This is a genomic window from Shimia sp. W99, assembly GCF_053851455.3.
In genome coordinates this window covers 39,482-57,060 of sequence record NZ_JBSQBU020000004.1, presented here as the reverse complement: position 1 = coordinate 57,060, position 17,579 = coordinate 39,482, and the positions used below count along the sequence as shown (strand labels likewise).

Annotated in this window: 18 protein-coding genes; 13 read left to right on the top strand and 5 right to left on the bottom strand. The window is 62.3% G+C overall.

The features are described 5' to 3' along the window. Window positions 1–57 precede the first annotated feature (57 nt). Window positions 58–945 carry a recombinase family protein gene (locus ACS3QZ_RS20385; RefSeq protein ID WP_456039550.1) on the bottom strand — a complete coding sequence of 296 codons (888 nt, stop codon included), beginning with the start codon at window positions 943–945 and terminating at the stop codon, window positions 58–60. A gap of 226 nt (window positions 946–1,171) precedes the next feature. On the opposite strand from ACS3QZ_RS20385, the gene ACS3QZ_RS20380 reads away from it, so the two are divergent. Beyond that, window positions 1,172–2,239, top strand: coding sequence for a hypothetical protein (locus ACS3QZ_RS20380; protein ID WP_456039549.1), 1,068 nt, complete (start codon window positions 1,172–1,174; stop codon window positions 2,237–2,239). A gap of 434 nt (window positions 2,240–2,673) precedes the next feature. Beyond that, entirely contained in the window at window positions 2,674–3,384 is a 711-nt protein-coding gene (locus ACS3QZ_RS20375) for an IS6 family transposase (RefSeq protein ID WP_456039548.1), read from the top strand. Window positions 3,385–3,613: 229 nt separating this feature from the next. Here ACS3QZ_RS20375 and ACS3QZ_RS20370 read toward each other — a convergent pair whose 3' ends face one another. The 3 genes from ACS3QZ_RS20370 to ACS3QZ_RS20360 are packed head-to-tail and all read right to left on the bottom strand — an operon-like array spanning window position 3,614 to window position 5,716. Continuing rightward, window positions 3,614–4,078 carry a PaaI family thioesterase gene (locus tag ACS3QZ_RS20370; protein ID WP_456039547.1) on the bottom strand — a complete coding sequence of 155 codons (465 nt, stop codon included), beginning with the start codon at window positions 4,076–4,078 and terminating at the stop codon, window positions 3,614–3,616. Further along, on the bottom strand, window positions 4,075–5,370 hold the full coding sequence (locus ACS3QZ_RS20365) for an NADH:flavin oxidoreductase (RefSeq protein ID WP_456039546.1): 1,296 nt from the start codon (window positions 5,368–5,370) through the stop codon (window positions 4,075–4,077). The genes ACS3QZ_RS20370 and ACS3QZ_RS20365 overlap by 4 nt, the downstream gene beginning before the upstream one ends. Window positions 5,371–5,392: 22 nt before the next feature. Continuing rightward, window positions 5,393–5,716: a 2Fe-2S iron-sulfur cluster-binding protein gene (locus tag ACS3QZ_RS20360; RefSeq protein WP_456039545.1), complete on the bottom strand. Its 324-nt coding sequence runs from the start codon at window positions 5,714–5,716 to the stop codon at window positions 5,393–5,395. Window positions 5,717–5,817: 101 nt separating this feature from the next. Between ACS3QZ_RS20360 and ACS3QZ_RS20355 the strand changes: the two genes are divergently transcribed. The 7 genes from ACS3QZ_RS20355 to ACS3QZ_RS20325 all read left to right on the top strand — a co-directional run bounded on the left by ACS3QZ_RS20355 (window position 5,818) and on the right by ACS3QZ_RS20325 (window position 12,804). Next, window positions 5,818–6,504: a FadR/GntR family transcriptional regulator gene (locus ACS3QZ_RS20355; protein WP_456039544.1), complete on the top strand. Its 687-nt coding sequence runs from the start codon at window positions 5,818–5,820 to the stop codon at window positions 6,502–6,504. A gap of 143 nt (window positions 6,505–6,647) precedes the next feature. Next, complete coding sequence (locus tag ACS3QZ_RS20350) at window positions 6,648–7,643, top strand: ornithine cyclodeaminase family protein (RefSeq protein WP_456039543.1); 996 nt, start codon at window positions 6,648–6,650, stop codon at window positions 7,641–7,643. Between the two features lie 30 nt (window positions 7,644–7,673). Next, on the top strand, window positions 7,674–8,681 hold the full coding sequence (locus ACS3QZ_RS20345; RefSeq protein ID WP_456039542.1) for an ABC transporter substrate-binding protein: 1,008 nt from the start codon (window positions 7,674–7,676) through the stop codon (window positions 8,679–8,681). 5 nt (window positions 8,682–8,686) lie between these two features. Further along, window positions 8,687–9,523 carry an ABC transporter ATP-binding protein gene (locus ACS3QZ_RS20340; RefSeq protein ID WP_456039541.1) on the top strand — a complete coding sequence of 279 codons (837 nt, stop codon included), beginning with the start codon at window positions 8,687–8,689 and terminating at the stop codon, window positions 9,521–9,523. After that, window positions 9,516–10,310, top strand: a complete 795-nt coding sequence (locus ACS3QZ_RS20335) for an ABC transporter permease (RefSeq protein WP_456039540.1) — start codon at window positions 9,516–9,518, stop codon at window positions 10,308–10,310. The genes ACS3QZ_RS20340 and ACS3QZ_RS20335 overlap by 8 nt, the downstream gene beginning before the upstream one ends. A gap of 29 nt (window positions 10,311–10,339) precedes the next feature. After that, a complete protein-coding gene (locus ACS3QZ_RS20330) occupies window positions 10,340–11,356 on the top strand; it encodes a dihydrodipicolinate synthase family protein (RefSeq protein WP_456039539.1) in 1,017 nt (338 codons plus the stop codon). Beyond that, on the top strand, window positions 11,353–12,804 hold the full coding sequence (locus ACS3QZ_RS20325; protein ID WP_456039538.1) for an NAD-dependent succinate-semialdehyde dehydrogenase: 1,452 nt from the start codon (window positions 11,353–11,355) through the stop codon (window positions 12,802–12,804). Before ACS3QZ_RS20330 ends, ACS3QZ_RS20325 begins: the two co-directional genes overlap by 4 nt. Before the next feature lie 96 nt (window positions 12,805–12,900). Here the strand turns inward: ACS3QZ_RS20325 and ACS3QZ_RS20320 are convergent, their stop codons facing one another. Further along, window positions 12,901–13,437: a cupin domain-containing protein gene (locus ACS3QZ_RS20320; RefSeq protein WP_456039537.1), complete on the bottom strand. Its 537-nt coding sequence runs from the start codon at window positions 13,435–13,437 to the stop codon at window positions 12,901–12,903. A 335-nt stretch (window positions 13,438–13,772) separates the two neighbouring features. On the opposite strand from ACS3QZ_RS20320, the gene ACS3QZ_RS20315 reads away from it, so the two are divergent. From ACS3QZ_RS20315 to kce, 4 genes are all read left to right on the top strand, one after another. Next, entirely contained in the window at window positions 13,773–14,702 is a 930-nt protein-coding gene (locus ACS3QZ_RS20315; protein ID WP_456039536.1) for a VOC family protein, read from the top strand. 15 nt (window positions 14,703–14,717) lie between these two features. Then, complete coding sequence (locus tag ACS3QZ_RS20310) at window positions 14,718–15,146, top strand: Rieske (2Fe-2S) protein (protein ID WP_456039535.1); 429 nt, start codon at window positions 14,718–14,720, stop codon at window positions 15,144–15,146. Window positions 15,147–15,226: 80 nt separating this feature from the next. Further along, the gene (locus tag ACS3QZ_RS20305; protein ID WP_456039534.1) at window positions 15,227–16,528 is read left to right on the top strand and encodes a hypothetical protein; all 1,302 of its coding nucleotides are present in this window, start codon (window positions 15,227–15,229) and stop codon (window positions 16,526–16,528) included. A 56-nt stretch (window positions 16,529–16,584) separates the two neighbouring features. After that, window positions 16,585–17,508 carry a 3,5-dioxohexanoate:acetyl-CoA acetone transferase gene (gene kce / locus ACS3QZ_RS20300; protein WP_456039533.1) on the top strand — a complete coding sequence of 308 codons (924 nt, stop codon included), beginning with the start codon at window positions 16,585–16,587 and terminating at the stop codon, window positions 17,506–17,508. The last annotated feature ends 71 nt before the right edge of the window (window positions 17,509–17,579 follow it).

Genomic DNA, 17,579 nt, shown 5'->3' with positions numbered 1-17,579 from the left:
GCGAGAACTTTCACAACACGTTGCTCATCGAAAGCCGGCTGAGCGTCGTCAATCAACTTAGCTGACCAGCAATCCAAGTCGCTCCGCTCTTTCCAACAGCATCCTGACGGAGGACGGTTGCCAGCTGGTGCGGCCTCGAGGGGTGCACTCACGCATGGATTCCAACCGGTCGCAAATCGCTTGTAGCGTGATATCTGGGTCCGACCCTTTGATGGCCGCCACGATGGCCGGCAGGCGGTCATCGGTTTCCCGACGTCCGGCGCGGCCCAGAACCTCGGCGGGCAGGAACCCGTCGTGCACGTAGGCTTTCACAGCACGGAGTAGGCGGCTTTGGGTCCAGTGCCGGTCGTGGGGCAGGGGGCCATTAATGATTCGCAAAACATCTTCCCAGGCCATATCCGGCCGCAGGCGTCGCACGTGGGGCACCCAATCCTGCGCGGTTTCGTTCAGGCGCTCCATGTAGCCGTCCTGTCGTGCCAGCCACACCTTGCGCAGCGCGGCGGGGTCTTTGGTGCGAAGCCCAGGATTGCCACCAACGCGGCCCTTGGCGCGCGCAGAGACAAGCCCGGCCTTCGTGCGCTCACGTATCAGCGCGCGTTCGAACTCCGCCGCGGCGCCCAGAACCTGCAAAGTGAACTTGCCCTGGGGGGAGGCGGTGTCGATCGGGTCCTGCAGCGAGCGGAAGAAGGCACCCTTGGCCTCCAGCCGCTCGATCACCTCGAGAAGGTGCGACAGGGACCGCGCAAGCCGGTCGATCCGAACGACAACCAGCGTGTCGCCCTTGCTGATGCGCTCCAGCACGCGCGCAAGCACCGGCCGCGCACGATTGCCGCCCGAGGCGTGCTCTTCATGGATTTCGACACATCCCGCAGTTTGCAGGGCCTCAGACTGGGGCAGGGGGGTCTGATCCTCAGTGGAAACGCGGGCGTAGCCGATCAGGGGCATGAAAACGGGCCGTTTGCAATTTTAGGTGTCACTACTAAACGACCGTTTGTAAACGAGTGCAAGTAGGTACTCTCTCGTCGCGCTCGTCCAAAAACCCTTGGTTTCCATGCGCTGAGCGCGATCTGAGCGGTTTCACCGGCAGTCGCGCGCGCATACTATATAAAGAGCAAAGGCAACCGCCACAAAATCACTTGGGTAATGTGCAAAAGAACCCTATTTTGCACACATGAAGACCCAAGCATCCGCTTTGACTGATGATTTCAATGACCCCCTCATCACCATCGAGGAGGATGAAGAGGTTCACGAAGAGGATCTATGGTTTCTGCCGGGACCACTCGAAGAAGAACCGGATGATTTGCCTCCCGGGCCACGGGCGGAACCGCCCGACACCGCTGTCGTCGATGACTGGGCGAAGGCAGAGGGGGTTCACGCTGCGCGACTGGCAAGAGTGGCTGGACGCCTGGGAGCTCTGGATGACCGGCTGCTGCGCGGTCCTGAAGGCTGGCGGCATCGCCTCGCTCTTATCGAGGCAGCAGACCTCAGCTGGTTCGCAGGGGATCGGGTGAGTTCTGATCGACTGGCGCTCTGGATATCGATGCGGCTGTCAGGTGCACAGGATGACCCCAATGCCCTGGCAAGAGTTGGATGGGCTGTTCGACGCCTGACAGGCGGTCCCGGACCAAAGGACGACTTGGCGGCCTTTTTGGATCGCCGCGATCCTGAGAACATTGAAGGCAGCGCTGAGCGTTTCGAAGATCGCGCGGGCGGATGGTTGGACGTCATGGCGGCCGCAGCCGATCTCCACCCAATCACGCGGGCTTGCATGGGCTTTCATCTCTGGAGCCTGGCCGGCCTCGGACAGCACGGCGACCAGATGGAAGCCGCCGTCACCGCGTCTAGGATCGCGGCCAGTGATGGAAGCGGCGCCATCTTCGCACCGCTCGCCATGGCCGGGGCAGGGGGGCTTCGTGTCTCGGGCTCGCCACCCGAACGCTTGGCTCGCTGGCTCGATGGGATGAACAGCGCAATTCTGACGGCGATGCGAACACTTGATGATATTGAAGCGTGGACGGGTCGGGCAGAAAACGTCATGGCGCAATTGTCTGGCCGCACGCCGGTTGCCTTGCGAAGAACTTTCTCTCAGTGGCCCTTGGTCTCCGCCCCAATGGCTGAGGCGACAACTGGAGCCAGTCGCGCCGCCGTTCAGCGCAATCTGGCGTGGATGGAGGCAAGCGGTTTGATCCGCGAAGTGACCGGGCAGGGGCGATATCGAATGTGGTCTCTCGAAATCTGAAAGTCGTTTCTCAGGGTTTGCGGGATGGCTCCAATGTGTCAGCATGACAGAAATTGTCATGCTGCGATATTACAGCAAACGCAAACCGGAAATGAGGTCGTCAGAATGACTTTCTCAAAAGCTACCAATCTGTTGCGCGTCGCTGATGTCGCGTAGCCCTTAATTGTGAGATGAGAAATCCAACGAAATCAACGGCTGTCCTTTGCCCTTAAATATGAGATTTTGCCTTTAATTCCGATATTCTTGCCCTTAAACCTGAGACAGGGTTCACAGACATGTGCGGCAAATATCGATGGATGATGATGGCGAAGCCTCCGTTGCAGTTGGTGCTGAAGAGTCGCGCAGGGCCGCCGTGCTACGTCCGCTTGTTCAGGCATATCTCAATGGGGCATTGCCAACTTGCTGACGCCTATGGATGGATTTAGCCTGTAGCTATGAATATTCCAACCGAGATGCCGCGCTTGAAGGGCTATCGTTTCCCCCGTGAAGTCGTGGCCTATGCTGTATGGGCCTATCATCGCTTCGCGCTTAGCACGGCGGACGTCGAGGATCTGCTGGCTGAACGCGGTGTAACCGTCAGCCGGGAAACCGTGCGCAAATGGGTGAACCGGTTTGGCCGGCATTTCGCCGATTGCATCAAGCGTGACCGTCCCACCGCTGCCGACAAATGGCATCTGGACGAAGTCGTCGTTCCGATCAACGGCGTGAAGCAATGGTTGTGGCGGGCGGTCGATACGAACGGGGACGTGCTTGATATCCTTGTGCAGCCGCGCCGAAATGCCAAAGCCGCCAGGCGTTTCCTTGCGCGGCTGATCGCCCGCTTTGGCAAACCGCGCGTCGTCGTGACGGACAAATTGCGCAGTTACATCAAACCGATCCGGGCTCTTGCGCCTGAAGCCGATCACCGGGCGCACAAAGTTCTCAACAACCGCATCGAGGGTTCGCATCGGCCGACCCGCAAACGAGAGAAGCTGATGGGGCGGTTCAAATCGCCCCGACAGGCACAGCGATTTCTGGCTGCCCATGATCAGATCAACGCTGTCTTTCGTCCCCGCCGCTATCAACTCTCTGCCATCTCATATCGCCACGCCAGGGCCGACGCATTCGACCTCTGGAAAGGCTATGCTGCCGAAATGACCGCCTGACAGGCATAGATCTCACGCCTCTAAATCAGGCGAAAACAAGTTGGCAATGCCCTCTGAACGGATAGGTTGTCAAGTCGATTGTAGCGCCTTTGCGACGCATTTCTGGGCGGTTCGCACCAACCCGCGGGCGGCCCGAAAGCGACAAAGGTGAACGTCGAGTTTCCATAGGAATTTGCGTGGGAGGGGAAGCGGGAGGGGCGGGGTTCACCGGCCCCTCCCGCCTGCTGCCTCAGATCGGCAGGATCGCCAGTGACGAGGTCGCGCTCGCCACCATCCGATCCTCACTGTCAAAGAGTTGCGCATCGGCAAAGGCGATCTTGCGGCCCATCCGTGTAACGGTCGCGCGGGCGCGAAAGGCGCCCGGTGCCGCAGGCCGCATCATGTTGACCGTCAGGCTGACCGTCGAGCAAAGCGTGCCCTCTTCGAGCTTGGACATCACGACGATGGCGAGCGAGGCGTCGAGCAGATTGGCGAGCGTGCCGCCGCCCACCACGCCGTTGCCCTGCACCGCCTGCGGCCCGACGACGAAAGACACCTCGGCCACGCCATCCGACACCGCTTCCAGAGTGGCCCTCTGCGCTTCCAAAGCCGGGTTGTCGAAGATGCGATGCGGCTGCCCCAGTCGATCCCGCATTCCGGCAATCTGCCGACGGGTGGAATCGATGTCGTTGGGCTTTGTGGCGGTCTGGGTCATGATTTCGGCGTTCCTCCACCTGTCAGTTTGTTCGCGGCCTTCATCAGCGTCTTGGACTTCATCGCGCCAAGCACCGCCTTTTCCATCGGGGCGCGTGCGGCGCGGGACAGCGACCATTTCTGACCCTCTTCCAGCCCCATCTCGGGATTCACGGTGCAGCGGATCGGCATGTTCGTGACCAGCCGCTTCATGCATTCGTGTTCACGGGTGCAGACCGTGATCGCCGAGGCGCGGCCCTCGGTCACCTTGAGCGCATAGTTCGGATCGGCAAGCAAGGGACGCGCCAGCATGATCATGTCGCCCAAACCGTCCGCAATCGCACGCGCCGCCGCCGCCGGGTCATGGTAGCCCTGCAACAGGATCGGCACGTCGAGCGCCTTTTTGAACGCAGCGGCCTCGCCCGTTTCAGTCAGCGCGCCATCGACCAGCGGGGCCGAGATGTCCATGGTTTCGTAGTTGCCGCGCGACAGGGCGACATAGTCGGCACCCGCGTTCTGAACCTCACGCGCGACGGCGGCATAGTCCTCGGCGCTTTGCCCATCGGCCAGACCGTCGCCCGAGGTGATGCGCAGCCCGACGAGGTAGTCGTTGCCCAGCCGTTTGCGGATGCCATCGATGATATTAACCAGCACCCGCGCCCGGTTCGCGGTGGAGCCGCCATATTCATCCTCGCGCCAGTTGGTGCGCGGCGACAGGAACGAGGCGAGGAAATAGGACATATGCGCCGCCACTTCGACACCGTCCCATCCGGCATTCTCAGCGCGCACGGCGGCATCGATCATCTCGGCCTCATAGGCTTGAATCTCGGCGATCGTGGCGACGTCCGGCACCGGCGAAGTTCGCCCACCGGGCACCTTCATCCCGTGGGGAAAGCGGTCCTCGGGGATCACCACGTTAATCGGGCTGGCGGAAATGATCGGGCGGTTCTTGCTGGGCACGCCCATGCGGCCAAAGCCGGGCATGATCTCGGCCACGATCGGAGTGTCATGGGCGTGGACAGCATCGGCGACCTTGCGGAAGTCGGCGATATGGTCGTCGATGTCGAACCGCAGAAGCGGACGGAACGGCGCTTCATCAAAGCCGCGCGTGGCCGCGATAACGCCGCCTGCGATGATCATGCCGATCCCGCCACGCGCCCGCGCCTCGAAAAAGGCGATGGTCTGATCGCTCGGCCCGCCGCCTTCACGCGGGGCGTTGGCGGCCATCGGGCCCATGACCATGCGATTGCGTATGTCGAGCGTGTTGAGTTTGATCGGTGCGCCGAGTATGGCGGTGGTGTCTATGTCAGTCAATGTTTCCTCCCTTGGTTTGAAATTATACCTGCGTTTCGGGAATGGTGATGATTGCGCCCTCCAACGCGTCGCTCAGCACCACTTGGCAGGACAGCCGGCTTTCACCCGTCCGTTGTGTTGCGGCGAAATCGAGCATGTCCTCCTCGGTCGCCTCCGGCGGGCCGATCCGCTCTATCGTCGCTTCGTCGAAAAATACGTGACAGGTGGCGCAGGCCATTGCACCGCCGCACTCCGCAGAGACGCCCTCGATCCCGGCGGCTTGTAGCGCCTCCATGGTCGAAACGCCGGTCCGCGCGGCCAGGGGAAGGAGGGTGCCGTCCCGAGTGACAACCGTCATATTAATCATGGGTCTCTCCTCCGAATTAAATACGAAACGTTCTGTTTTATTTTTGCGCGCCCGTCAATACACGTCTTGCTATTGCGGAGACATTGGGTGATATTGGGCGAATGAGCGAACGCATTCAAATTCAGTCCGATCCGACCCGCCAACTGCGGGACTTCCTGTTTGAGCAAGCCTTTCAGCCGGGCGATAAGCTGCCACCTGAACGCGACCTTGCCAACAGCCTTGGCCTGACCCGCGCCCGCTTGCGCACTGCCTTGGCCCGATTGGAGAAGGAGGGGCTGATCTGGCGCCATGTGGGGCAGGGCACGTTCATGTCTACCCTGTCAGCCGCGCGCGACCCTGCGGGCCAGTTTCTGTCAGAGATCGACACCAACCCCTCTGAGATTCTCGAGGCACGGCTGGCTGTCGAGCCCCAGATCGCATCGCTTGCCGCCGTCCGGGCGAGTGGACAAGATATTGAAAATATTAGGCAGAGACTGACCGCGCAGGAGGCGGAATCCTCTTGGACGGAATGGGGCAAGCTGGACCACGACTTCCATCTGGCGGTTGCGCGTGCGGCGCGAAACGCGCTTCTGGAGACCGCTTTGATCACGATCCAGAAAAGCCAGACACAGCGGAACTGGGGCCATCTGTCCAACTCCGAAAGCGCCCGCGCCCGCCGCAGCGATGTGATGCGCGAGCATTGGGCGATTTTGCATGCTATCGAGGCGCGTGATGTGCCCGGCGCGCAGGCCGCGATGCGCAGGCATCTGGAAAGCGTGCGCGGCGCACTTCTGGGGCCATTTTCCTAACACGAGTCCTCAAATCTTCTCACGAAATGCCTGGCCGCCGTGAGGGAGGCGCCCGCGCTTTGGTATGGAATCGCGTTGACTTGGGCTATTTTGGTCGCTATTTAGACTGAAAATTCAGTATTGGTTGAACCAAAGAGGCACCCGTGACCCAATCCACCCCACAACTCAGCTTCGTCTCCGCAGATGCGGTCCGTGATGTCCTGAACTGGAAGGCCGTGATCGACGGGCTCAAGGCGGCCTATTCGCTGCCTCACGGCCCCAGAGTCAGCCCGCCGCGCACCCTTGCGCTTGAGGACAAGTCGTGGTTGCGCAGCCTGATTGCAATCCCGCCTGGGGCGCGTTTCATGGGAGGCAAGTTGTTCGGGGCAGGGGCCTCGCCCGCCTTCAACTATCTGATCACGCTGGCAGAACAGGATACCGGGGCGATCCGCGCCTTTGTCGACGGGGCCTTTGTCACCAGCTTTCGCACCGCGTCCACCAGCGCAGCCGCGCTTGACCATATCGCGGACGACGAGCCGCTGACCTTGGGTCTGATCGGCAGCGGGCAGGAGGCGATGGCCCATGCGCAGGCGATCAACGCGATTCGGCCAATCCGCGAAGTCCGGGTCTACAGCCCGACGCCCGCCAGCCGTGAACGCTTCGCCAAGACCTTCACCGACGAAACCGGCGTCCCGGTCGTTCCCTGCGCGACGCCCCAGGATGCCGTGCGCCCCGCGACCGTCGTGGTCGCCGCTGCCCGGTCGCGCGACGAAAGCCCGATTCTCTACGGTGACTGGCTCGACAATGCCAAGGTCGTCGTCTCCATCGGCTCGACCGTGCCCAGCCAGCGCGAGATCGACGTGAGCGTCGTGGACGCTTGCGATTTCATCGTCTGCGACGTGCTGGAAGAGGTCCTGCACGAAACCGGCGACATGATCGCCGCGCGCGAGGCGGGGCTGGAGTTCGACCACAAGGCCGTATCGCTGAACGCGCTGCTCATGGGGCAGGCCGAAGATCAGTTGAAGGCCGCGAAATTGCCGATGTTCAAGAGTGTCGGGGCAGGCATTCAGGACGTGGTCTGCGCCGAGATGGTCTACCGGCTGGCCGAGGAGGCAGGGAAGCTGATCCCGCTGCCGATCGAATTCTACACGAAATCGTAGACGCGGGAGCGCCGCTTCAGGGAGGAAGATATGAGGAAAATCATCACAGTGGCCGCGATGGCGCTGGGTCTTGCATCGGGGTTCGCCCCGATGGCGCAGGCGCAGGACGTGGTCAAGTTCGGCTCGACTCGCGTGCCTGCGCCGGTGAACGTTGCCATGGCCAAGGGGTTCTTCGAGGAGGAGGGACTCGTCGTCGAGCAGCAGTTTTTCAAATCCGGAGCCGAAGTCGCGCCGGCGGTTGCGTCGCGTATGGTGGATGTAGCGATCACTACCTCGGGCGCTGCGCTGTTCAACGCATTCGTCAAAGGTATGGATGTCAAACTGGTCGCAGACGGCCTGACGCTGAAACCCGAGGATCCCGAGAACGACCCCACCGCGATCATGGTGCGCAAGGAACTGATCGACACCGGCGCGGTCAAATCCGGTGCCGATCTGGCCGGGCAGCGCGTGGCGATCACCGCGCCGGGGCAGATCATCGACATGATCGCCCGGGAATACCTGCGGCAGAACGGCGTGAACGCGGAGGATGTCACTTTTGTCTCGATGCCGCCGCCGGACATGGTCGCCGCGATGAAGGGCGGTTCGATCGATGCCGCGATCATGCTGGACCCGTTCTCGTCGATCGCGGCCAAACAGGGCTTTGCCGACAAGCTCGCCGCGGGGTCGGATTTCATGCCGGGGCTACAGCAGGCCTTTGTCCTGTTCGGACCGAGCATCACCGAGGGCAACCCCGAGCTTGGTGAACGGTTCCTGCGGGCCTATGCCAAAGGCTCTGACTGGATGCGCGAGGCGCTCAAGACGCCCGAGGGTCGTGCAGAGGTGGCCGCGATCTATCAGGCGGTGATCCCGGCGCAGGACCCCAAGATGTACGAAACCATCGCGATGCCGACCCCGGTCGAGGATCTCAGAGTCAATGTCGACGGAGACTTTGGCATCCAGTGGCAGGTGGATCAGCTTGCGGCTCAGGGGCTTTTGCTTGGCGATCCGGACATTTCGAGCGCCGTCGACAACAGTTTTCTCGACGCGATCGCGGAGTGAGCCTGTTGTCTGATCCCAAGATCAATATTCAGAACGTCTCGCGCACCTTTGGTGCGCGGGGCGGGAAGAAGAGCGGCGGCTTCACCGCGCTGTCCGATGTCAACCTGACGGTCCCTGACGGTGAGTTTCTTTGCATCGTCGGTCCGTCGGGCTGTGGTAAGTCCACACTGCTCAGAATGCTGGGCGGGCTGGATCGTCCGACCGAGGGCAAGATAACGCTGCGCCACGCCGACGGCGGACGCGTGCTGGATGCCATGATATTTCAGCAGGAAAGCGTGTTTCCCTGGATGACCGTCGCCGACAACGCGGCCTATGGGCTGCGCACGGCGGGCCAGTGGAAGGGCGCGGAAAGTCAGGAGGTGGTCGACCATTTCCTGCAGATCACCGGTCTGTCCAAGTTCCGCGATTTCTATCCCAGCCAGTTGTCGGGCGGGATGAAGCAACGGCTGGCCATCGCCCGCGCCTTTGCCACCGCGCCCGAGGTGCTGCTCATGGATGAACCCTTTGCGGCCCTCGATGAGCAGAACAAGCATCTCTTACAGTCCGAGCTTGCCCGGCTGTGGGAAGAGCATCGGTCGACCGTGGTGTTCATCACACATGGGCTCGAAGAGGCGGTGTTTCTGGGCGACCGCGTCGCGGTGATGAGTTCCGCGCCGGGCCGGATCGTCGAGGATATCGCGATCCCCTTTGAACGGCCCCGCGATCTGGCCGCGCTGAAACGCGACCCTGAATTCACCCGGATCACCGACCGTCTGTGGACCGCGCTGCGCGACGAAGTCATCGCCGCTCGCGATCAGGAAACCGCGCGGCTCGCCCGTCAGAAAGGAGCCGCCAATGGCTGACACATTGCGCACCATTGAAGCCGCCCCCCGTGAAGGCGAGGCGCGCCGGTTCCCTCTCTGGCTTATCTCGCCCGTGGTGCTTCTGGGCCTGTGGGAAATCGCGGCACGGGCCGGCTGGATCGAAACCCAGTTCTTTCCCGCCCCCTCGACCATCGTGATGACCGGGTTCGAGCGGGCGCAGACCGCCGAGTTCTGGACCGATATCGCCGCCTCGATGAAGCGGATCGGTATTGGATACGTCATGGGCGCGGTGCCGGGCATCCTCGTCGGGCTTGGCATGGGGCTGTTCCGCCCGGTGCGCGAGATCTTCAATCCGCTGATCGCGGCACTGTTCCCGATCCCGAAAATCGCACTTCTGCCGCTGCTCCTGCTGATCTTTGGCATCGGCGAGACGTCGAAATACGTCGTCATCGCGATCAACGTGTTCTTTCTCATGGCAATCAACAGCTTCGCGGGCGTTGTGACGATCCCGCAGATCTACTTCGACGTGGCGAAGAACCTGCGCGCCTCGAAGCTGCGCACCTATCTGACCGTAGCCCTGCCGGGTGCGCTTCCGGGCATCTTCACCGGCCTGCGAATCTGCGCCGGCACCGCGCTGATCCTTCTGGTCGCGGCCGAGTTCAGCTCTGCCGATCAGGGCGTGGGCTATCGCATCTGGTGGGCCTGGTCAGTGTTCTGGGTCGACACGATGTATGTCGGCTTTTTCGTCATCGCGGTGCTGGGCATCGCATTTTCAAAACTCGTCGATGTCGCGGAATATATCGCTCTTCCGTGGCGACGGCGCTGACAACCCCTAAACAGAAGATAGGAAATCTCATGGCTGGCTATATCAAGACCGAAGCGCGTGCCTGGACGCGCGACAAGCTCAAGGGTGCGGTGAACTGCACCATCCCTTCCTTCACCAACGATCTCGAGGGCCTGAACGAAGCCGCGATCCGGCATGATGTGGCGCTGGCCAAGAAGCACGGCTTCGTCGGCTCGCTTGCGGTGGGCGAGGTGAACATCACCGCCGCCGAATACACCGAGTTCGTGCGCATTATGAAGGACGAGGCGGGCCCGGATTTCTACGTCTTCCACCACGCCTCCAGCTCGACACTGGCGCAGAACATCGCGGCGGCGCAGACGGCAGAAGCGGCGGGGGCGGATTACATCCTGCTCAGCTATCCGGCGACCTTCTATCCTGAGAGCGAAGACGACATTTTTGAGTATACCAAGGCGTTCTGCGACGCGACCAATCTGGGCGTCCTTCTGTTCCCCATGGCGATCTGGGGCTTCTCGCGCATCCACCCGGCGGATATCTCGACCGGCCTGATCCGTCGCCTGCTGGACGCCTGCCCGAATATCGCCTCGATCAAGGCCGAAGGAGGCCACCCGTCGATCATGAGCGTTATCGAATGCCATCGGGAGTTCGGCGAAGAGGTCGTGATCTCGATGCCGCTCGAATGGGACCTGCTGCCCCTTGGCCAGTTGATCCCGATCCAGCTGTCGGCGACCTCGGACCATGAATTCTGGGGTCCGCTCATCCCGCAGGTCATGAAACTTCTCGCCGAGGGCAAGCATGACCAAGTGACCGAGATCTACTGGCGGATGCACCCGGCGCGCAAGATCAAGAACGGGCTGACCCAGCAGATGACCGGGTCGTTCCTTCTGAACCGGATGCAATGGAAATTCCAGGGCTGGTTGCAGGGCTATAACGGCGGCCCGCTGCGTGGTCCGACCCCGCGTCTGCACGCCAACCACATGACCACGCTGGTCAACGCACAGAAGGCCTCCGGCCTGAACCCGAGCGATGACCCGTTCCGCGAGTTCTTTGTCGGGAGGATCAAGGGATGAGCTTCTCGCAAGCCTATTTCTCGGGCCACCACGAGAACCTGATTGGCGGCTGGCGGCATGGCAGCGCGGCCAAGGTGATCGAGGTGGGCAACCCTTCGACCGGCGAGGCCTTTGCCACCACCTCCGCGGCGACGATCGAGGATTGCATTGCGGCCGTGGATGCGGCGGCGGAAGCGGCGGCCAAGTGGCGCGCGACCTCACCGCGCGAGCGGGCCGAGATCCTGCGCCGCTGCTACGAGATGATGATTGCCGAGGAGGACGACCTCGCCCGGCTTATCTCGCTCGAAAACGGCAAGGCGCTGCGCGATGCCATCGGCGAGGTGCGCTATGCGGCGGAGTTCTTCCGCTGGTATGGCGAGGAAACGCCCCGGATCATCGGGAACATGAGCCTCGCACCCTCAGGCCAGAACCACATCCTCGTCACGCATGAGCCGGTCGGGATCGCGGTTTTGGTGACGCCGTGGAATTTCCCGGCGGCGATGGCCACGCGCAAGATGGCCCCGGCGCTGGCGGCAGGCTGCACCTGCGTGCTTAAACCCGCGACAGAGACGCCGCTGACCGCGCTTGCCGTGGCGCGGATCATGATCGCTGCGGGCGTGCCGGAGGGTGCGATCAATGTCGTCGTCACCGAACGCTCCGGTGCGAGCGTGAGCGCGATGCTGCACGACCCACGGGTGCGAACCGTGAGTTTCACCGGCTCAACCGAGGTGGGGCGTATCCTGCTCAAGGAAGCGGCGGATCAGGTGCTGACCACGTCGATGGAATTGGGCGGCAACGCGCCGTTCCTTGTCTGCGCCGATGCCGACATCACCGAGGCGCTCGACGGGGCCATGGTGGCCAAGATGCGCAACGGGGGCGAGGCCTGCACCGCGGCGAACCGGTTCTACGTCGCGCGCGAGGTCTATGATGAATTCGCCAAGCGGCTGACCGACCGGATGGCCGCGCTGACCGTGGGCGAGGGCGAAGACCCGGCCACCGAGCTTGGCCCGATGGTCAACGCCGAAGCGGTAGACAAGATCGACGAGCTGGTGCAGGGCGCCGTGGCCGAAGGTGCGCGCGTACTCACCGGCGGGCACAAGCTGAACCGGCCCGGCCATTACTATGCCCCGACCGTGCTCGCCGATGTGCCGCCCACGGCCGAGATCCTGAAGAACGAAATCTTCGGCCCGGTCGCCCCGCTCGTGGCTTTCGACAACGAGGACGAGGCGGTACGGCTGGCCAACGATACCGAGTTCGGATTGATTTCTTACGTCTTTACCAGCGACCTGCGCCGGGGGCTCGATCTGTCGGGCAAGATGGAAAGCGGGATGGTCGCGCTGAATCGCGGGCTGGCCTCGGACCCCGCCGCGCCCTTTGGCGGCACCAAGGCGAGCGGTCTAGGCCGCGAGGGCTCGACCGACGGTATTCACGAGTATCTTGAGACCAAGTACATCGCGACCACGCTGTAAGGCGGCAACGCCAAGCAGCGGGATCGCGTAAGAAAGAACGCCGCCCGGTGAAGATCGGGCGGCGTTTCCATGTCGGCCGTGTCGCCGTGGGCGGGTTCAGCAGGCCTCACCCTCGGCCAGCGCGACCAGCACAAAGGCCATGCGGCAGACCTTGTCCGAGGCGTTTTTCCAACTGTGGTTGGTCGCACGCTGGATCAGCACGTCGCCCTGTTTCATCACGGTTTCGGTTTCGTCCAACATGGCGACGATCTCGCCTTCCAACACGATCGCGTAGTCGAGCGAATGGGTCTTGTGAAACCAGAAGTGGCGCGGGTTGTTCTTGTCGCGCACCTTGTTGGCGTCGAGAAAACTCTTCATCGCATCTTGGTCATAGTGGTCGTCCGGCGGAAAATCCACGATCCGCAGCACGGTTCCGCCATCGGAATGAAACCCGATGGAATGCCCCTCCGGCGCAGGCTCGCTCCCCTCATGCGCCGCCGCCCCGGTCAGCCACGGCACCTGTGCCACCAGCCCAAAGGGCGTTTTGGTGATGTGCTGCGTCGGGCCGTCCGAAAGGATGATCGAACGTCCTTGGTCATTCTCGCCCGTTACGATTCGACGGACCGGCCTGACCGCCGCTACCGGTTTCTCCATGGTTTCCTCCTTCTTCCACGTTACCTTACGATACGTTTCGTTATATTTAGAGGAGCATCGCTTGTCCATGGCGTAAATTGCGGTTGCAGCTCGAAATAACAGTGTAAAACTGCGAAAAAATACCTGTAGATCAAACGTTCATGCAAAAAGCACTTGCCTAACCCCTTCGCTCTGTCCTAATAAAAAACGTATCGTTTACAAATTCGATTCCGCGCGGGAGGCGGGGAGTGGATGAAGCCGGGACTGATCTGACACGGGACAGCACCGGATCAGGCGACGATCACAGATTGAACCCACAAAGCCAAGTCGGCTTACAGAGGATAAAGGGGAGGGGCATGAGGATCATTGGCCCAGATGAACTGCACTTCGGTGTGGATGACATGGAGGCTTGCCGCGGATTCCTGACGGATTTCGGTCTGACGGAAAGCGAACCGGGGGTGTTCGAGGCGAAGGACGGAACCTGTTTCGTCATCAAGGATATGGCCGACGCCGATCTGCCGCCAGCGCTGCCCACCGGAAACAAGCTGCGCCGCACCGTTTACGGGGTCGAGGACACCGCCAGCCTGGACGAGATCGCGGCCGAGCTGTCGCGTGACCGCGAGGTGACACGGGGCGAGAACGGATCGGTCGAAGCGGTCGACGATCTTGGCTTTGCGCTGCGGTTCCAGATCACCCGCCGCCATGCCTTCGAGGTCGAGCCCGAACTGGTGAACACGCCCGGTGTCGCGGCGGGTCGTCCGGCGAACAAGCACGGCATCAACCTCGAGGCAGAGACGCTGCCGCTCACGCTGAGCCATGTGGTCTATTTCGTGCCCGATATCCCTAAGATGGAAGCCTTCTATGTCGAACGGCTGAAGTTCCGGGTGGTGGACCGCTTCAAAGGTATGGGGCCGTTCCTGACGCCGCTTGCGAGCACTGATCACCACACGCTGTTCCTGATCCAGACGCCCGAATACATGAAAGGCATCGAGCACGCCGCGTTCCATATGCAGGGGCCGACCTCGCTTATGCTGGCCGGCAACAAGATGCGCAACAAGGGCTACGAGACGTTCTGGGGACCGGGGCGGCATCAGTTCGGGTCGAACTGGTTCTGGTATTTCAAGTCGCCGATGGGCTGTGCGGTCGAATACGACGCCGACATGGACCGTCTGGACGAGGCCTGGCTCCCGCGCGAGCTGCCGGCGTCGGCCGAGGTCGCGCAGGCCTTCCTGCTGCAGGCGATCGACAAATGGGCACCCGGCGGGCCGCCTCCGGAGGCCGAGTGATCGGGGCGCGCGCCTGTGCAGTCTTCCGCACAAAGTCAAACTGTGGCACCTGCCGGGCGTGATGCGCATGGGACGGCTGACGGCGCAGGGGCGTGGATCGCGACCTGTCCACGCTCGGCGCTTGACGGGGCGGAGGCACGCGGGTTCGAGCCGCGGCACCGCTTTGCCGTGATCGTGCTGGAGTGTGCGGGCGAGGTGCGGGCCTACCGTGACCTCTGCCCGCATTACGGCAAGACCCGCCTCGCCTGGAAACGCGATGCCTATATGACCGGCGACAACGCCCGGATCCTGTGCTCGGCGCATGGGGCCGAGTTCGATCCGATCACCGGGGACTGCGTTGTCGGCGCCTGTCTGGGTCAACGGCTCGCTTCGGTGCCGGTGCGGCTGACGGACGATGACATAGTCGAACTTTGGGTGCCTGCCGCGCCCTCGCTTACCCTCTGACGGCGCCGCGACGGCGCCTCATGACGAAACCGAAGGCTGGCTGGCGTGTCGCCCGCCGCCCGTCGCGAAGGACGATACCGATGGATGACAGTTTTTCGGCGTGCTTGCCGCACCCGTTTTACACCGATCATGTGATCTATCACGCCCATGCCAAGGGGCTGGCCGTGCCGACCTTGCGCGCCTGGGCCTTCAACGGCTGGCGTGACGAGGCGCTGTCGTGGCGCAAGACCTGCTATATCCACGCCGGGCTGTCGGGCACCGGCCCGGTGTCGATCAAGGGGCCCCAAGCCAAGGAATATCTGCAAGGTCTGGTGATCAATAGTCTGGAAAACTTCCCCGTCGGTGCGATGAAGCACGCCGTGCAGTGTGATGAGAACGGCCTGATCTCCGCGCATGGCATCGTGTCGCGGCTGGCCGAGGACCATTTCGAAAGTTGGGCCGGTGGCCCGCCCGGTCCGACCCCGATGCGTGATGTGGGCTATGATGTCGAGATCGCGGTCGAGGACAAGTTCCTGTTCCAGATCGCCGGGCCTACGTCGCTCCAGGTACTGGAAAAAGCCACCGGCGAAAGCCTTCGCGACCTCAAGTTCCTGCGTTTCCGTGACACCAAGGTCGCCGGCCTGCGCTGCGAGATCGCGCGGCTCGGGATGAGCGGCAGCCTGGCCTATGAACTGCACGGACCGATGGAGGACGCCGCCGCGATCTATGACGCTGTCTATGAGGCGGGCAAAGAGTTCGGCATCGAGCGTCTGGGCTGGGGCACCTATCTGGTCAACCATGTCGAGGGCGGCTTTCCGCAGCACACATGGACCTTTATCTCGTCGCTGCCCGAGGCAAAATGGCCCCGCGCGATGCGCCGGTGGGAGGTCAGCGGCTCGGTCGATCCAATGGAGCTTCGCCCACGTCTGCGCACGCCGGTCGAGGTGCGCTGGGAAAACATGGCGCGCTTCGATCACGACTTTATCGGGCGCGACGCGCTGGAGGCCGAGATGGCCAATCCGAAACGGCGCACGGTGACGCTTCGTTGGAACCCCGATGACGTGCTGGATGTCTTTGCCTCGCTCATGCGCGACGGCGAACCCTATAAGAGCTTCGATTTCCCCTATTCCCCGCAACGCTGGCCGATGGCCCATGCCGACCATGTAACCAAGGGCGGCAAATCCGTCGGCTGGTCGTCGGGCACGATCTACAGCGTCTATTTCCACGATTACCTGTCGCACGGCTGCCTTGACCTCGATGTGACCGACATCGGCGAAGAGGTGGTGGTGCATTGGGGCGATCACGGCGGACCGATCAAGGAAATCCGCGCCACCGTCGAACGCTTCCCTTACTTCAACAAGGGCCGCAACAGCGACATCGACGTCAGCAAACTGCCGCTCTGAGGTCGCAAGACCACAGCCAAGGCTCACCAAAAAGCCCAACCTACGAAGAGGCCGAAATGAAAAAAGTCATCATCTCCTGCGCCGTGACCGGCGGTGCGCATACGCCGACGATGTCGCCCTATCTTCCGATCACACCGGAAGAAATCGCGACCCAATCCATTGATGCGGCGCGGGCCGGGGCAGCCATCGTTCACTTGCACGCCCGCCAGCCGGACGGTCGCCCCACCGGCGATCCCAAAGTGTTCCGCGAATTCGTCGGCCGCATCAAATCCGAGACGGACGCGATCGTGAACATCTCGACCGGCGGCGGCGGGCCGAACATGGCGATCGAAGAGCGGACGCTGGCGGCGGCCGATCTCGAGCCGGAGCTTTGCTCGCTCAACATGGGGTCGATCAACCTGTCGCTGGCCGAACTGGCCGAGCGCGATGTGGACTGGAAGCACGACTGGGAAAAGCCCTTCCTCGCCGGAACCAAGGGTCTGGTGTTCAAGAACACCTTCGAGGACATCGAGTGGATCCTGAAGAACATCGGCGAAAAAGGCACGCGGTTCGAGTTCGAATGCTACGACGTCGGCCATCTCTACACGCTCGACTACTTCGTGCGGCGTGGGCTGGTGAAGCCGCCGTTCTTTATCCAGACCGTCTTCGGCCTGCGCGGCGGGATCGGGGTGCATCACGAGGACATGCTGCACCAGAAACGCACGGCAGATCGGCTGTTTGGCTCGGATTATCAATGGTCGGTGCTGGCGGCGGGCAAGTTCCAGCTGCCGATGGGCACGATCTCGGCGATCCTCGGCGGCAACGTCCGGGTCGGGCTGGAGGACAGCCTCTATCTGACCAAGGGCGCGCTGGCAAAATCGAACGCGGCGCAGGTGACCAAGGCGCGGCGCGTGTTGGAGGAGCTTGAGCTCGACATCGCGACACCGGACGAGGCACGGCAAATACTTGGCCTCAAGGGGCGCGAGAACGTCAACTTCTAGGACAAGGCGCGGCATCCGAGGCGGTTTGCGCCGGGATGCCGCGTAGCCTATGGTGGGGTAAGTATTCGAAA

What these genes read in the sequence shown, in the direction of transcription:
- ACS3QZ_RS20360 (WP_456039545.1), bottom strand. Translation starts at nt 5,716, where the DNA reads ATGATTAATATGACGGTTGTCACTCGGGACGGCACCCTCCTTCCCCTG.
- ACS3QZ_RS20380 (WP_456039549.1), top strand. Translation starts at nt 1,172, where the DNA reads ATGAAGACCCAAGCATCCGCTTTGACTGATGATTTCAATGACCCCCTC.
- ACS3QZ_RS20315 (WP_456039536.1), top strand. Translation starts at nt 13,773, where the DNA reads ATGAGGATCATTGGCCCAGATGAACTGCACTTCGGTGTGGATGACATG.
- ACS3QZ_RS20320 (WP_456039537.1), bottom strand. Translation starts at nt 13,437, where the DNA reads ATGGAGAAACCGGTAGCGGCGGTCAGGCCGGTCCGTCGAATCGTAACG.
- ACS3QZ_RS20335 (WP_456039540.1), top strand. Translation starts at nt 9,516, where the DNA reads ATGGCTGACACATTGCGCACCATTGAAGCCGCCCCCCGTGAAGGCGAG.
- ACS3QZ_RS20305 (WP_456039534.1), top strand. Translation starts at nt 15,227, where the DNA reads ATGGATGACAGTTTTTCGGCGTGCTTGCCGCACCCGTTTTACACCGAT.
- ACS3QZ_RS20330 (WP_456039539.1), top strand. Translation starts at nt 10,340, where the DNA reads ATGGCTGGCTATATCAAGACCGAAGCGCGTGCCTGGACGCGCGACAAG.
- kce (WP_456039533.1), top strand. Translation starts at nt 16,585, where the DNA reads ATGAAAAAAGTCATCATCTCCTGCGCCGTGACCGGCGGTGCGCATACG.
- ACS3QZ_RS20375 (WP_456039548.1), top strand. Translation starts at nt 2,674, where the DNA reads ATGAATATTCCAACCGAGATGCCGCGCTTGAAGGGCTATCGTTTCCCC.
- ACS3QZ_RS20370 (WP_456039547.1), bottom strand. Translation starts at nt 4,078, where the DNA reads ATGACCCAGACCGCCACAAAGCCCAACGACATCGATTCCACCCGTCGG.
- ACS3QZ_RS20355 (WP_456039544.1), top strand. Translation starts at nt 5,818, where the DNA reads ATGAGCGAACGCATTCAAATTCAGTCCGATCCGACCCGCCAACTGCGG.
- ACS3QZ_RS20325 (WP_456039538.1), top strand. Translation starts at nt 11,353, where the DNA reads ATGAGCTTCTCGCAAGCCTATTTCTCGGGCCACCACGAGAACCTGATT.
- ACS3QZ_RS20385 (WP_456039550.1), bottom strand. Translation starts at nt 945, where the DNA reads ATGCCCCTGATCGGCTACGCCCGCGTTTCCACTGAGGATCAGACCCCC.
- ACS3QZ_RS20345 (WP_456039542.1), top strand. Translation starts at nt 7,674, where the DNA reads ATGAGGAAAATCATCACAGTGGCCGCGATGGCGCTGGGTCTTGCATCG.